Annotated in this window: 11 protein-coding genes and 1 pseudogene; 3 read left to right on the plus strand and 9 right to left on the minus strand. The window is 71.4% G+C overall.

The window, feature by feature from the left end:
* Nucleotides 1-96: 96 nt before the first annotated feature.
* A pseudogene (locus AC1Z4A_RS00300) lies at nucleotides 97-294 on the plus strand (CGNR zinc finger domain-containing protein); the annotation flags it as partial.
* 70 nt (nucleotides 295-364) lie between these two features.
* Nucleotides 365-1,576 (plus strand): PP2C family protein-serine/threonine phosphatase, encoded by a 1,212-nt coding sequence (locus tag AC1Z4A_RS00305; protein WP_483675770.1) that lies wholly within the window; start codon nucleotides 365-367, stop codon nucleotides 1,574-1,576.
* An 86-nt stretch (nucleotides 1,577-1,662) separates the two neighbouring features.
* On the opposite strand, the gene AC1Z4A_RS00310 is transcribed toward AC1Z4A_RS00305, so the two are convergent.
* The 9 genes from AC1Z4A_RS00310 to AC1Z4A_RS00350 all read right to left on the minus strand — a co-directional run bounded on the left by AC1Z4A_RS00310 (nucleotide 1,663) and on the right by AC1Z4A_RS00350 (nucleotide 14,189).
* Nucleotides 1,663-2,337, minus strand: coding sequence for a hypothetical protein (locus tag AC1Z4A_RS00310; RefSeq protein ID WP_483675771.1), 675 nt, complete (start codon nucleotides 2,335-2,337; stop codon nucleotides 1,663-1,665).
* Nucleotides 2,338-2,635: 298 nt separating this feature from the next.
* Nucleotides 2,636-3,790 carry an oxygenase MpaB family protein gene (locus AC1Z4A_RS00315; RefSeq protein WP_483675772.1) on the minus strand — a complete coding sequence of 385 codons (1,155 nt, stop codon included), beginning with the start codon at nucleotides 3,788-3,790 and terminating at the stop codon, nucleotides 2,636-2,638.
* Between the two features lie 143 nt (nucleotides 3,791-3,933).
* On the minus strand, nucleotides 3,934-5,373 hold the full coding sequence (locus AC1Z4A_RS00320; protein ID WP_483675773.1) for an alpha/beta hydrolase family protein: 1,440 nt from the start codon (nucleotides 5,371-5,373) through the stop codon (nucleotides 3,934-3,936).
* An 88-nt stretch (nucleotides 5,374-5,461) separates the two neighbouring features.
* The gene (locus AC1Z4A_RS00325) at nucleotides 5,462-6,019 is read right to left on the minus strand and encodes an ArsR/SmtB family transcription factor (protein ID WP_483675774.1); all 558 of its coding nucleotides are present in this window, start codon (nucleotides 6,017-6,019) and stop codon (nucleotides 5,462-5,464) included.
* Between the two features lie 82 nt (nucleotides 6,020-6,101).
* On the minus strand, nucleotides 6,102-8,093 hold the full coding sequence (locus AC1Z4A_RS00330; protein ID WP_483675775.1) for an ABC transporter ATP-binding protein: 1,992 nt from the start codon (nucleotides 8,091-8,093) through the stop codon (nucleotides 6,102-6,104).
* A gap of 54 nt (nucleotides 8,094-8,147) precedes the next feature.
* Nucleotides 8,148-9,491: a lanthionine synthetase C family protein gene (locus AC1Z4A_RS00335; RefSeq protein WP_483675776.1), complete on the minus strand. Its 1,344-nt coding sequence runs from the start codon at nucleotides 9,489-9,491 to the stop codon at nucleotides 8,148-8,150.
* Entirely contained in the window at nucleotides 9,488-12,760 is a 3,273-nt protein-coding gene (locus tag AC1Z4A_RS00340) for a lantibiotic dehydratase (protein ID WP_483675777.1), read from the minus strand. Before AC1Z4A_RS00340 ends, AC1Z4A_RS00335 begins: the two co-directional genes overlap by 4 nt.
* Before the next feature lie 502 nt (nucleotides 12,761-13,262).
* Entirely contained in the window at nucleotides 13,263-13,409 is a 147-nt protein-coding gene (locus AC1Z4A_RS00345; RefSeq protein WP_483675778.1) for a hypothetical protein, read from the minus strand.
* Nucleotides 13,410-13,646: 237 nt separating this feature from the next.
* On the minus strand, nucleotides 13,647-14,189 hold the full coding sequence (locus AC1Z4A_RS00350) for a hypothetical protein (protein WP_483675779.1): 543 nt from the start codon (nucleotides 14,187-14,189) through the stop codon (nucleotides 13,647-13,649).
* Between the two features lie 107 nt (nucleotides 14,190-14,296).
* Here AC1Z4A_RS00350 and AC1Z4A_RS00355 point away from each other — a divergent pair, with 107 nt between their 5' ends.
* Nucleotides 14,297-14,905: a DUF4865 family protein gene (locus tag AC1Z4A_RS00355; RefSeq protein ID WP_483675780.1), complete on the plus strand. Its 609-nt coding sequence runs from the start codon at nucleotides 14,297-14,299 to the stop codon at nucleotides 14,903-14,905.
* Nucleotides 14,906-14,925: the final 20 nt, after the last annotated feature.

Here is a 14,925-nt window from a genome sequence, read left to right on the forward strand (position 1 = left end):
TCACCCAGAACTGACGCCCGCTCCGGGAATGGGGCAGGCACATCCGTTCTCCTAACGAGTGGGAGTTCCCGATCAGTGAAGCGGAAGCCCTCGATCCGGCACGCGGTGGAACTGCTGAGCGGCCCGGACGTACCCCTGCTCAAGGAGTGCGGCAACCCCGAGTGCACCCGCGTCTGCATCGACCGCTCGCGCGGCAGGCGGCGCCAGTGGTGCGGCATGGAGTCCTGCGGCAACAAGATCAAGGCCGCCGCGTACCGCGCCCGCAGGAAGACCGCCGTCACCTCCGCGGCATGACCGCGGTACCTGCGACCGTGCCCGGCGAGAGAGAGGTCGGGATCGGTGTGAGACTGGGACGGAAGGGGTGATGCCCGTGCCGGACCCACCGCGCGCACCCACCGGTCCCGATACCGACGTCGACGAGAATCGGCTGGAAGAGCTGATCATCGAGGCGCAGACGGCCCTGCCGGTCGAACTGCCCGACCTGGCTAACCGGTGCGCCTCGGCCCTCGGTCTGGGCGCCGCGCTGATCTACCTCGTCGACCTGCAGCAACAGCTGCTCATCCCACTCGACGAGGCCTTGGAGCCACTGCCGGTGGACCGCTCGTCGGCCGGCTGGGCGTACCGCACGGTCACCCCGCGGGTGGACGACGCCGCCGACGACGTGATCGTCTGGATGCCTCTGGTCGACGGTGCGGAGCGGCTGGGCGTGCTGGCGGTGCGGACCGCTTCGCTCGACGGGGTGCGGATGCGGCGCAGCCGGATGCTGGCCTATCTGTTCGCCATGCTGATCACGTCCAAGCGCGCTTACAGCGACTGGCTCGCCGCCCGCACCCGTACCTCGACCATGCGGCTGCCCACCGAGATGCTGCGGGCCTTCCTGCCGTCCCACACCATCGGCAGCAGCAGGTGCGTCTCGACTGCGGTCCTGGAACCGGCGTACGACGTCGCCGGCGACGCCTTCGACCACTCGGTGATCAAGGACGTGCTGAACACCATGATCCTCGACTCCATGGGCCACGATCTGGCCTCCGGCCTGACCACGTCGGTCGCCATGGCGGCGGCGCGGAACGCCCGCCGCGGCGGTGGCGACCTGGCCGACGTCGTCGGCTCCGTCGACCAGGCGCTCGCCGAGTGGCTGCCCGACCATTTCTGCACCGGTGTGCTGTGCCGGCTCGACGCGCTCACCGGGGTGCTGCGCTGGGTGAACTGCGGTCACCCGCCGCCGCTGCTGATCCGTGGCGAGCGGGTGCTCGACGGAGCGCTGGACAGCCCACCGCAGCCGCCGATCGGCCTGGCCGACCAACTCGCCCCGGCAGTCCGGCAGGTCCACGAGACGACACTGGAACCGGGCGACTCCGTCCTGCTCTACACCGACGGTGTCGTGGAAGCCCGCGACACGGACGGTGCGGAGTTCGGCCTCGAGCGGTTCACCGACTTCATCATCCGCTCCTCCGCTGCCGGGCAGCGCCCGGCCGAAGTTCTGCGGCTGCTCATCCACGCCATCCTCGACTATCAGCGCAACCAGCTGCGGGACGACCTGACCATCCTGCTCTTCGAATGGCGCCCGCAGCGCTGATGACGCGGTACTGCACCGGGCCTCACTGTGCTCGCACGCCGTCGTCGGCCGACCGCGTGCCACCGGCCACCGCTCGGCTCCTGGTTTCAGTCTCCTTCGGTGTCCAGCAGGTCGGTGACGAACTTCCGGACACACCCGGCGCGCACCGGCAGCACTCCGTGGATGGCCTGGGCGCCGTAGGCGACGGCCACTCCCGCTCCGGCCGAGGTGGTCCACCGGGTGCGGCGTGTCTCCCGCAGCCAGGCGGGCTCGGAGTCGTGCCGGTGGGTGTCGGGGCCGGGGGCGTGCGGAAGCCGCTGGGTCAAGGCCGTGCCCGGCACAAAGCCCTCCGCTTCACCTACGAGTTCGCCCGTCCACACCGAATCCCCGGATGTCGTCTCGACGTAGAACTCGCCTCCCTCGTCCGCCTCTTCAAGTACCACACGGATGCGACCGATGCGGCGCGGTGTCACCGAGGGCTCCGGGATGCCGTCCAGGTGGGTGGGCACCTGCTGGCCGGTCGCGAGTTCGGTGTACCCCCAGGGCGCGGCGCTCCTGACGGAGGGCATGGCCCGGCGGATGGCAGGCAAGACCCGCTCGGTGGCCTGCCGCAGGATGTCCTGCGCCGTGGCCGGGGCCGGGATGACTTCGGCCTGGTAGCGCGGCGTCCAGCCGCCGACGTGTCGTTCCTCCGCCATCACTTTGCGGAGCTGGGACAGCTCATCGGCGGTGAGGAAGTCCTCGATGGTCTGCAGCACCAGGGTTTCACTGATGTGGATCACGCCGCCTCCATGACCGATGGAATTGAGCGGGATTGAACGGGATCGAACGGACTGAGGGTGCGAATCGATCGGATTGAGTGGTGCTCTCACGGTCCACCGTGCCGGGAACGGGTCGGCGGGTCCAGGGCCCGCACCCGGCGCACGGGGGCGCAGGGAGCATCACCACTCCCCTCCCCCACGTCTGACTCTTCGTGGGTGGCCTTGGCCCCCGATCGGAGGACCGTGAGAGAAGCCGGCCGGGCCGCCGGGTACGTCGGGTCGGCGCGCGGCGCGCGGCGCGCGGCAAGAGGCCAGGAATTCAGCGGTTGTCGCCCAGTTCCTGGTGCATCTGGGGCTGGTCGTCCTGGTCGTGGGTGAGTGCGTAGCGCTCGATCTCGTTGTACGCCTTGGAGGCGATGCCGATGATCTCCTTGTAGGGGTTGACGCCGGTGACCTTCTCGGCACTGCCGCCCAGGAGTCCGCCGCCGATGCCGCTGACCAGGCCGTGGCCGGTGGCGAGCGGCTGGGCGGCGAGGTCGAGGACGCTCTTGGGCAGTCCGGCCATGTCGGCGTACTTGTCGGTGAGCGCGTGGCGGACCATCGCGACGAACGCGTCATGGACCGGCCCGGGGTAGAACTTCTTGTAGAAGTCGAGGGCCTGCTTGGTCATGAAGACGCCGTCGTCGGTCTTCTTCCACTCGTTGTCGCGCACCTGCTTCCACAGGCGCGTGGTCTCGTCGGCGTCCTTGGAGACCATCCACCTCTCCGGGGTGCCGAGGTAGTGGTTGACATAGTACCAGGCGCGCATGAAGCCGTTGGCGTCTTCCTTCGAGACGTCGATGCCGAGGTTCTTCATGGCCTCGAGGATCTGCACGCTGAACACACAGATGGCGCCGGTGGTGTACTTCTGCGGGACCGGCTCGCCCCACTTGGCGTAATCCCACACGCCGCTCTTCTTGTGGAGCTGGCGTACCGAGGCGTGGACCAGGCGGACCTTGGTGACGTTCGCCGCGAGGGTCCCGTCCCGCGTGGCGTTGTCGTTTCCCATGTCGAGGAACAGCCGCGAGGACTGCGACAAGCGCCGACCGGGGCCCTCGACCCCGCCGAGGCGGCCGGTCGAGCGCAGGGTGAACGCCCCGGTCGGGGACAGATAGGTGCCGATCAGGCCGACGGTGCCCTGCAGCATGGACGCCTCGCCGTGGTGGTGGCGGAAGAAGCCCTCCACGGCCGTGGAGTCCGCGTCCGTCCAGCCCGGCGGCGGCGCCTCGGCCTCCTTCAGGAAGTCCGCCAGCCGCGGCGGCAGGTTCGAGTGGTCCTGGCCGGGCTTGAGGGTGCCGATGGTCCGGAAGAGGGCGTTGACCCCGTCCACCTCCTTGTTGTCGATCAGGTCGGACACCAGCTGGTCGGCCGGCGGATCACCGGCCTGGTTGGCGAGCTCGAGTTCCTGCTCCACGTTCTGGGTCGTCAGAGGCATGGGGTTTCCTTCTTCCCGTGGGCGTCCACCTGAACAGGAGCATGCTCGGGCCTCGCCGACACCACGCGCGGAGGAAGACGGGAATCGTTTCCCCTTCACCCGAACAGGCGAACTTCGCCCATCCGGGCGAGTAGCGTGCTTGGTCAGGCGCGCAGCAGCCCCCACCACACCGCCCAGAGCACAAAGCCCGCCGTCGTCGTCATGGCCGGCAGCGTCCGGAAGCGCAGGGTCCGGCCCAGTGCGTGTCGCTCGCGCCAGGACGTCGCCGCCGTGATGACCGCCAGCACGAGCACCCCGACGGCGAGTCCCTGCAACAGCAGCCAGGCTGCCGGGCGTCCTGCCACCACAGGTGCGGCCGTTGCGTCGCCCGCGACGAAGACCGCGAGCGGGCAGAGCAGTGCACCGGCCACTGCGGCGATGCCCAGTCCGGTCAGCCAGCGCAACAGGATCGCGGTGCGTGTCGTACGGGTCCGCGGGCGCCCGCCGATCCGTCGTACTGCCCCGATCGCCGGATGCGCGGCGAAGCCCAGGAGAAGCAGCGCGGGGGCGAGCCATGTGTACCGCCCGCCGGAGACGGGTGTGCTCGTGACCGCTTGGGGCGGTGCCGGGGCCGCGTGGGAGGCGGGCGGGTGATCGGTGGCGACCTCGCTCACCCACGAGGTCATGGTGCCGGCATAGCCGGGGGCAAGAGCGCCCAGGGGCTTGCCGTGGTAGAGGGGGCCTCCTCTCCGGTCGAATCCGTCGGACGTGCGGTGACCGTTGTGTGCGGCGCCGACGACAAAGCCGATGACGGCGTGCTCGTTGCCGGCCTCGGCGAGGGCGTGCTGAAAGATCTGTGCGCTTTCCTGCGGCGGCACCTGCATGTCGTACTGACCCCACAAGGCCAGCACCGGTGTGTGCCGCAGGCGTTCCAGGACGGGCAGTGGGTCGTAGTCCGCCGCGGGGAATGCGCCCATTGAGGCGGTGAGTTGGGCTGCCGGTCCGGCGACGGTGGCCGGGAAGGATCCGGTGATGCCGCGGTGCCGCAAGTGGGTGGCGAGGTTCCATGCCTGGGTGCGCAGCGAAGAGTGTCCGGATCCCCCGATGGTGATGACGAAGGCGACGTCGGAGGAGCGGGCTGCGGCCAGCGGCGCCACCCAGCCGCCTTCGCTGAATCCCCACAGGCCGACGTGCCGCGCATCCACGCCCGTCCGGCCGCGCAGCAGCCGCGCCCCGGCCAGGGCGTCGTCGGCCAGCAGCCCGAAATCCCGGTGCATCGTGGAGTATCCGACCGTGCGCTTGTCGTAGACGAGCGTCGTGATACCTGCGCGGGCGAAGGCTTCGGCCTCCTGCTGGTACTCCTTGCGGGGACCGGGGCCCGAGCCGCCGACGAGGACGATGCCCGGCCGTGCTCCCCGGGCCGTTGCGGAGGCGAGGACGGTTCCGTGCAGGGTGAGGCCACCGCCGCCGGTGAAGGAGACCTCTTCGCGGGCCAGGCCGTCGCCGTCGGCATGGGCGGCGGTCGCCGGCAGGAAGAGGATGCCCGCGGCCCACGTCAGGGCGAGGATCAGCAGGCGTATGAGAGGTCTGGCCGAGAGCAGCACGCAGCGCTCTCCCTTCTGCACGTGTGCCCAACAGGTCTGTGGGTCCGTCCGGAGGACGGTGCCGGGAGGCCCGGGCCCGGGCCCGGGTTCAGTCGGTCTCGGGCAGGCCGAGCAGGCGGACGAGGACGGCGCGCGCACCGGGCGCCGGGTCCTGCTGCGGTGCGGAGAAGCGCTGCAGCAGCGCGATGTACTCCTCGAAGAACTCGGCGAGCCGGGCGGGGTCCAGGCGCAGGGTGGCGCGGGAGAAGATCGCGGCGTCCGCCCAGGGGCCGAGGGTGTCGCGGGCATCCTCGAATCTCCTGGCTTCTTCGACGAGTTCGGCCAGGTTCAGGCGGTGCATCTCCGTCAGCGCCTCCCGCATCTCGGGGGTCTGCCGGCTGTACGGCGGATACCTGCGGTCGCCGGGCACGGCCCGCCACCACCGCTCCCGGCCCTTGGCCAGCTCGGGCACCTCCTCGACGAACCCGTGCTCGGCCATCCGGCGCAGGTGATAGCTGGTCAGTCCGGTGCTCTCGCCGAGTTCCCGCGCGAGCGTCGCGGAGTTGGCCGGGCCCTTGCGCAGGCACTGCTCGATCTTCTGCCGCATGGGGTGGGCGAGCACCCTGAGGGCCTCGACGTCGGTGATCTCCTGGGGAGTGGGTGCCATGGCACCCACTCTAGGAGTTGCAAAGTGTCTTTGCAAGGGATCTTTGCAACATGTGGTCAGCCGGCCTCCCCCACCACGCGCTCTACTGCGGACGAGCCGCCCCATCCGTGGCGTACTGCTCCGCCTGCATCCGGTACAGCCGGGCGAAATGCCCCTCGCGTCCGAGGAGTTCGCCGTGCGTGCCGTCCTCGATCAGACGGCCGCCGTTCAGCACGTAGATGTGGTCGGCCCGGCGGACGGAGGCCAGGCGGTGGGTGATGAGGACGACCGTGCGGCCCTCGTCGGCCAGGCCCCGGATCCTGTCGAAGGCCTCGATCTCGGCCTTGGGGTCCAGTGCGGATGTCGGCTCGTCGCAGATGAGGAGGGCGGCCGAGCGGTAGTGGGCGCGGGCCAGGCCAAGGCGCTGCCACTGGCCACCGGAGAGTTCGACACCTCCGGTGAAGGCGCGGTGGACCAGGGTGCTCCAGCCTCGGGGCAATGCCTCGACGATCGTGTCGACCTCGGCGTACGCGGCGGCCCGGCGCAGGGCCTCCTCGTCCGGTGTCCTCGCGGGACGGCCGATGACGACGTTGGCCCGGGCCGTGAACGGCCAGCGCTGGAAGTCCTGGGTGACCAGGGCGACACGCTCGAAGAGCCGCTCGCGGTCGAGTTCGGTGACGTCCACGCCGTCCCAGGTGATGCATCCGGAGTCGGGCGTGTAGAGCCCGGCGATCAGCTTGGCCAGGGTCGTCTTGCCCGAGCCGTTCTCGCCGACCAGGGCCACGACCTGCCCGCGGCGGAGGGTCAGGCTCACGCCGTCCAGAGCCGGGACCGGCTGCCCGGGGTAGGTGAAGCGCACCTTCTCCAGCCGCAGCCGCTCGGGCCGGTCGGCCGGAGCGGCGCCGCCCGTGGGGATGGCGCGGCGCTCGGCCTCGGTGCCCAGGGCGTCCAGGTCCTTGAGGTACAGGGCCTCCTTGTACAGGTTGTTGACCTGGAGCACGAGGGTGGAGAGGTTGCCGGTGGTGGTCCGCAGGGTCAGGACGGCCGTGCCGGCGACGGCCAGCGGCAGGTGTCCGCCGGTCAGCAGCAGGCCCAGTGCGAGGTAAGTGCAGCCGACGGCGAGCCCGGACAGGGCGTTGGAGGCGAGTTCGGTGACGGCCTGCCGGCGGGCCAGGCGGGTCTGCTCGGCCTCCGCGGCGGTGGCCATCTGTCCGTAGTGCTCCAGCAGGAAACCGCCCGCTCCGTGCACCCGTACCTCCTGCGCCGCGGACTGCTCGGTGAGCAGGCCCGAGACCAGGCGGCCGGCGCGCGTGTGCTCGAGCCAGCTCTGTACGGACAGGTAGCGGCGGCGCGCGGTGCGGATCGCACCCCACGCCTTCGGCACGGTGATCAGTACGAGCAGCGGGAGCAGCGCCGGGTGGAGGGAGGCGAGCACCGCCGTGGCCCCTGCCATGGTGGCGAGGGCGGTGACCACGGCAGCGCTGTAGCCGATCATGCTGCGGGCCGAAGTCGTCGCGTACTGGGCGGAGTCGAGCAGCCGGTGGAACCGGGCGTCCTCGATCGCCGCCAGCTCGACCCGCACCGCGTGGCGCAGGAATCCGAGCGTTGCCAGCCGCTCCACCTGGGGTTCCAGACAGCCGGTCGCCGCAGTGGACACCGAGGTGAGGAACGAGGCCAGGGCGGTGGTCGCGGCGACGGTCAGCAGGGAGGGCAGTGCGGCCATGACCCGGCCGGGCGTCGGGCCGCCCGCGAACAGGGAGACCAGCACCTGGTTGGTGGCGAACAGCCCCAGCGCCCGGCTGACCGCCTGCCCCAGCGTGGCCAGGGCCACGACCAAGGTCGCCGTCCGGTCCGCCGTCCAGGCCAGCTGCACGCTCCGGCCGACGAGCCGTGGCAGCCGCCGTCCCATCGCCCGGAACGACAGTGCCGAGAGGTCCTGTTCGTGGCGGCTGAACCCGAGGTCGTAGCGCAACGGGCCGCCGAACAGCAGTTCCTCACTGGTGAAAGCGCTCTCCGGGGTGGCGCGGCCTCGCCCCTGTCCTCCGCCCCGGTGCCGTCCCGGCCCGCGGCCGAACGTCCGCGGAGCAAGCCTCATATTGCCGTTCCCCTCTCACGGCCGACCGACCGGCCGACCGGCCGACCAGTGGACTCAGGACAGCAGGAGCGCCGCGTCCCAGCCGGTGGCCGGGGCCGCGTCCGTTGCGTAGGTGTGCAGGGCGAGCGCGATCCCGGCGGCGCCCTCCAGGAATCCGGCCCGGTCGGGGGCCACGCGCACGTGCGGGGCGCCGTAGGCGAATCCGAAGGGGAGGCCGGGGTCGTAGGCGGCGAGGACGGGGGCGGCGAGCCTCGGCAGGAGTGCGCCGAGCCGTTCGTCACCGCTGTCGTACGCCATCCGCCAGGTGGTGTGCAGCAGTCCGGCCCAGCCGTGGCAGACGGCGAAGTCCTGGCTGCCGCGGACGCCGGCCAGAGCCGCGGCCAGGGCGTCCACGGCGGTCCGCCGCCAGTCGGTGCGGAACAGGGCGCGCCCGGCCAGGTACAGCGCCCGCGCCACCCCGGGCGTTCCATAGCACCAGGCGATACGCCTGCCGGCCATTGGGCACTCCTCCCCCGTTACGTGTTCCTCGAAGGTGACCGAGCCCGGCCACTGCCCGTCCTCCCCCCTGCAGTTGAGGATCCACTCGGCGATCCGGGCGATTGCCGCGCCCTGTCCCGGCACCCGCACCTGTGCCTCCCAGGCGAGCGAGAGCAGTGCCAGGACGCCCGGAATGCCGTGTGCCAGACCCAGGTTGAAGTGGCCCCGTGAAGGGCGGCCGGTGTCCGGGCTCCCGGCGGGCAGCGCCCCTTCCGCCCACCAGCCGGGGACGACGTGGCCGTGTACGCGCAACGGTTCCGTCAGCCGGACCAGGTAGCCGAGCGCGTCGGCCAGCTCCTGCCGGTGCCGGGAGGCGCACAACAACAAATATCGGCCCAGTCCGGCGGCTCCGCTGATGAGGTCGTAGTGCCGCATGGCCACGCCCGGACGTCCCTCGCGCAGGCGCTCGTCCTCCAGGGAGAGGACGGCCCGCAGCTGCGACCGCACTGCCTCGTCGGCGCGGTCGAGCAGGGTGGCGTAGTCGGACGGGCCGTGCCGCGCGGCCGCCGCGGCGAAGGCGAGCCCGGGCGCGCCACCGAACAAGCCGGTTCCGGCCCCCGCCGCCGGGTCCCGGACGGCGGCGGACAGGTGCCGGTGCGCGGTGGTCCGGTGCCGGGCGTCGTGGCGTGACAGCTCGGCGAAGAGCAGGCTGACGCCCGGGTGGCCCTCGCCGAGGGAGAGCGGGGCCCAGGGGGTCCGGAGTCCGCGTCCGGGGATCTCGTCCACGTTGGCCGGGGCGGTGGCGGTGGCCGCGACGGCCTGGGGGTCGGCGAGCCGCTCGGCGACGCGGTCCACGATCCACGCCGCCCGCTCGCGGGATACTTGGGCCTCCCCCGTGACCGTCTCTCGTGCGGCCGTCATCGCTGCCACCTCCGGCGGTCCCGGTGTGCCTGGACGGCGCCTCGGGCGACGGCGTACGAGGCCCGTTCCGCCTCCGGGTCGGCTCCGGCCAGGCGGTTGTGGTGCATGTGCAGGAGGGAGGCCAGGACGGTCGGCGGCGCCGCCCATGCCTGGTCGCCCAGGGTGCGCAGGGTGTTGCCGTAGGCGGCCAGCGCCTCTGCGCGTCGCGCCCAGGTCTGCCGCAGGGGCTCGCCGCCCGGTAGGGTGCGCAGCCCCGGCCAGTCGCCGCAGGGGGCGATGAGTGCAACGGCCTCGCGGCGCCTGCGCTGGAACTCGGGGTGCTCGGGGCCCTTGGGGTATGCCTCCAGGAACCAGTCCGCCCACAGCGGCTCCGCGTCCGCAGCAGGGCCAGGAGATCCGGAGTACGGCCAGAACGCGCGGGCGATGTCCACGTAGTTGGCAGCTGCCAGCAGGACCCGGTCGATGTCCGGCACACCGGCACGCAGCAGCCTCAGCTGTTCCACGACAGCGACACTGTCGGCGTGGAAGGCCCGCTCGGCGGCTTCGATGGCCTCGGGGCCGCCGTAGCGTTCCAGTTCGGGGTCGTAGGTGTCGAGGACGAGCCGCCGGGCGAGGCCGCGGCCGCGCAGGTCGGCGACCCAGTCGTGCAGCAGCGGCAGGAACTCGGCGCGGAGGGCGTGTGGCGGTCCGTGCCAGCGCAGGCGCAGGTGCGGCTCGTCGTGCTCGCGGTAGCGGAGGAAGAACCAGCGGTCCGTGCTCGTGGGTGATGCTTCCAGCAGCCGCGGGAGTTCGTCGGTCAGCAGCTCGTCCTGGCGCTCGGCCGAGCAGTACACGGCCGCGTAGAGCCAGGTGCCACCCGGAAAGTGCTCGCTGGGCGCAGGGCGCGCGGGTGCGGGGGCCGCGGCGGCGGGCGTGCCGGTGTGTGCGTCCCGGTTTCGCGTGGTCGGGGCGTCCGGCCTTCGGGCCGTCAAGGAGACGATCAGTTCGCTGCGGTGGACGCCCTCGGGTCCCGTGAGCCAGCCTGCCTCGCGGCCGTCGGGTGCGGTCCGGCCGTCCTCGCCGGGAAGGACGTCCGCCGGCAGCTCGTGCAGTACGGTGCCCGGCCGTCGCTCCAGCTCGTGGCGCAGCAGGGACAGGTGTTCCGGTGCGTCGAGGTCCAGTTCGAGGCGGTTGTCGGCGTAGCTCACCCAGGCCCGTCCGGGCACCCGCCAGCGATCGCGCCACTCCCGGAACCGGGCCGTCCACTCGGCGTGCGGCAGCTGCCGCTCCCGCAGAGCGGCCGGGGGCCGCCAGCGTGCCAGGGCCAGCACGGTGCGCCCGTACCGCACCCGGGGCAGGAAGGGCATCGCCTCGGCGGCGCCCCAGGTCCACGGGCTCCAGCCGCGGGTGCCCGTGTCGGGGATCTCGCGCAGGAGCCGGGCGGCGTTGGGCATGTTCCACTGGGCGGCGACGGCGTGGAAGACGCTCGGCACGACCTCCCGGCCGGTGGCACGGTCCACGACGAAGAGCCGATGGGTGTCGGCACCGACGGCGAGGTCGTCGATGTCGAGGACGTGCGCCGCCGCACGGTCGGCGAAAACGGCGACCGGCAGCAGGTGGTCGAGCAGCCGGGGCACCTGTGCCACGTTCGCGGTGCGCGAGCGCGGCACCTGAAAGGTGAGCTGGGCGGGCAGCGCGTGTCGGCGGAGCGGGCCGGTGGAGCGTGCCAGGCCGGCCAGCGCGGCGGGGACGGGCTCCGGCAGCAGATGGGCGAACCGTCCGAAGCCGGCTCCCGCCTGCCCCAGGCCACCCACCACGACGAACCGGAACCGTCCTTCCTGGAGGGCGGGGAGGGACGGGGCCACCAGATGCCCGAACACGTCCACCGAGCCCGGCGGAGTGCCCTCGTCCGCCGCAAGCCGGGACACGAGCGGATCGTCGGCGTCGTCGGTCAGCACCGCTTCGGGTTCGCCGGAGAAGGCGGCGTGCTGGGCGAGGGTCGCCAGTACGGCGTCGCGCTCCGTGTCCTGGTGCTCCGCCGCGGGGTGGCCGCGGTGGCTGGGGGGCCGGTGGTATCCGGCGGGTGCACCCAGCCCGATGTCGGGGTCGAGCAGTTCCTTCACCGGAACGAGCCGGCCCGCTCCATAACGCTCCAGGAACTCGCCGTGATAGCTGCCCAGCACCCGTGTCCGGGGCCCCAGCCGCCACAGCAGCAGCGCCGCTCGCTCCGCTTCCTCGGCCACGGCTCGCGGCAGCCGTACGTCGGCGTCGAGTGCGAGGTCCACCTGCACCAGTTGGTCGCCGGGCTTCAACCGCCGCATCCGGTCGGTGAGTGTTCGCCACGCTTCCCGCCCGTGGCCCAGCGGTGTGGCCGCGTAGCGGGACAGGTCCTGGCCGACGGCCCGCAGCCGGCCCAGGTCCGGAACGTCCTGTTCGGGCACGTCGGCGAGCCTGCTCAGGACGTGGGCGAGCGGATCGGTCTCTTCCAGCGGCGGGCGCAGATCGGTGAGGAGGATGTCCTTGGCCACCAGCTGGACCAGTAGCTTCGTGACCGTGGCCGGGGATGCCTCGGGGAAGTCCGCGCACAGGCTCTGTTGCAGCTCGGCTGCGAGCACCGGGGTGTGCGCCCGCTCCAGCGCGGCGCGGACCGCAGCGGTGTGGCGGACCGTCACCTCGCGAGGGGCGCGGCCGTCCTTCGCGTCCGTCGCCCGGGTCTCCGGGACGTACGGCACGACCAGGCGCTCCCCGCGGACGAAGCAGAGGTTGTTGACGGTCACCCGCAGATGCGGCAGCACTTCGGGGTGCTGCTCCCAGTCGGCCACCAGCGCGGTCAGCCACTCGCGGTCGGGGCGTACGAACCGGCGGTGCCCGGTGCCCAAGCGCACCTTCACCTCGGCCGGATCGGCGGCGAACTCCGCTGCGGAGACTCCGGCCATGAGGCCGAAGGGGGTGCAGCGGGTGGACATTCTCATCCGGTACTTGGCCAGGGCCCGGGCCACCCGTGCGAGGTCCGCGAGGGGCGGTGGGGCGCCGTGGGCCGGGGCCTGGATCCGGTCGAGGCTGTGCGCCAGGGAGGCGCTGGAGACCGCCACCGCCTCGCACAGCAGCGGATCGCCGGCCAGGCGCCGCAGGCGTCTCGTCAGCTGCCAGGCCTCGTCCTCGGGCCGGGATTCGGTGTCGGCGGCCGACGCGCCGTCGGGGGCCCCGCGGCCGTCGGCCCACCCCACCGGCCGGACGGGTGCCCGCAGCAGGGCGAAGTCCGCGCAGGTAAAGCTCCACTTGTCATCCATGGCCCCATCCCCCCTCCGCTGCCGTCCGTCGACCCGGGAAAGGCGCCTTTCCTGTGCAGGAAAGGCGCCCGTCACTGTCCGGGACCGGAACTAGCCGCGCGCGCCGCAAACGAGGCAGGTGATGACGGGGCACGTGATACACGTCTGCTCGCACAGGGTGGCGAGGACGGTTTGTGCCGGATCATCCGACGAGGCGGTCATACCGATCTCGCGGACATCCAGGTCGAAGACGTCATCACATACCGGCTCGATAACTGAATTGATAGTTGACATAGCGGATTCTTCCTCTTCTCGGGGAAGCTCTGACGGTCTCCGATTCGGCGGCCCCGTCCTTGTCCGCAGAATGCGCGTGCCCTTCGGGAGAGGAAAGACGTCAACCGGGAAGTTCACTCGCCTGACCTATTTGCGCTATGGTCGCACAGGCAGGCGACCCTGCGGCGGGCATGCAAGAAGGGCGCCTCCCCGCAGTGGGGAGGCGCCCGGGATTCCGCTCGAGAAACCTTCAGCAGATGCCGCCGATGCTGAGAACGGTAACGGTTCCGGTACCGGTGCAACACAGGGTGAAGGCAGTGAAGTCGGAGCTGTCCGCCCCGACTTCGCCGATCTCGCGGACGTCCAGGTCAAAGACATCATCCTGCGCGATTTCCATTGCTGCATTAAGTGTCGACATAACCGACCCAACCCTTCCGGAGAAGTTTGGGCAGTCGCCGGAACGACGACCCCCGTCTCTGGCCGAAGAATGCGCGCATCGCGACGAAGAGAAAAGGCTACGAACTGAAAGTTCACTCGGCTGAGCTATTTGACGTATGGTCGCACGAGCCCGGACCGCTTGCGCCGGAAACCGGGCCCGTGCTCGCATCGGGACAGGGTGGGCATGACGCCCACGTCAATGAACGGCCCACTTCACGGCGGCCAGCACCACCGCCGCCGCCACGAAGAAGACGATCACGCCGCCGCAGCCGCCGAACAGCACCTTGCGCACATGCAACCGACGGCCTTCCGCGGCGCGGTGATTCGACAGCCGGGCCAGCAGCCCGCCCGGGACGGCCAGCAGGGCCAGCGCAAGCCACCACCACAGGCAGACCGCCGGCGCCGCCACTCCCCCGCCGCCGCGCACCAGCCCGGCGCCCAGCCCCGTCCCGGCCACCACGGCCCCGGTCACCAGCACGGCCGCGGGCGGCACCCACCACCACGCGCCCTCGCCGCCCCACTTGGCACCGGCCCACCGCGCCAGCAGGGACGTCGGCAGAACGAAGACGGCGGTGAGGACCAGACACACGAATGCCAGCGCGGGCAGCAGCACCGGCAGCGCGAAGACGGCGAGGGCAGGACTGTCGACCCCGATGTCGTCGGGCTCGAGGAATGCCATCCCCCAGAGCCACAGACATGCCCAGGCGAAGACCACCTCCACCATCAGCCCCGCAGTCACCACACCAAACGTGACCCCCGCCCACCCCGCACGGCTCGCCACTTCCCGATTCATTTCTGTACCTACTAGTATGTACACGCGTTCCCACAGAGAGGCACCGCATCGTTATGTATGCCAAGCAGTACGAAATCACCTTGCCCGCCGACTACGACATGCGGGTCATCCGCCAGCGGGTGGCCAATGCCGCGCACATCCTCGACGACCGCGCCGGACTGGGCCTGAAGGCCTACCTCGTCCGCGAGTACGGCGTGAACGGCTCGCCGGTCAACCAGTACGCGCCCTTCTACCTCTGGAACGACGTTGCCGAGATGGCTCAGTTCCTGGTCGGCGGCGGGGGTTTCCAGCGGATCATCGCCAACTTCGGGCGCCCGGCCGTCCACCACTGGACCGGCGTGGCGAGCGAGCGGGGCCCGTCCCGGAGCACGACCCCAAAGGCTGCCTCCCGCCGCCTGACCCATATCCCGGTCGACTCCGACCCCAACGGCATGGACGTCACCGCTCTCGTACAGCGGGAGATCGACGAACTGCGCGCACTGGCCGGGCGCGAGGGTGTGCACACCGCCGCGCTCGCCGTCGATCCGCGCGGCTGGCAGCTGATGCGCTTCGTGCTGTGGGAGCGGACGGTGCCCGAGGAGGAGGACGCCACCGAGCGGTACGAGGTGCTGCACCTGTCCGCACCGGAGCTGTCCGCGCTCCCCGAGGGCCGTCATTGGTGATGCCGCGCCGACAGCCGTCT

It is taken from the genome of Streptomyces sp. 17_S59 (assembly GCF_056930295.1).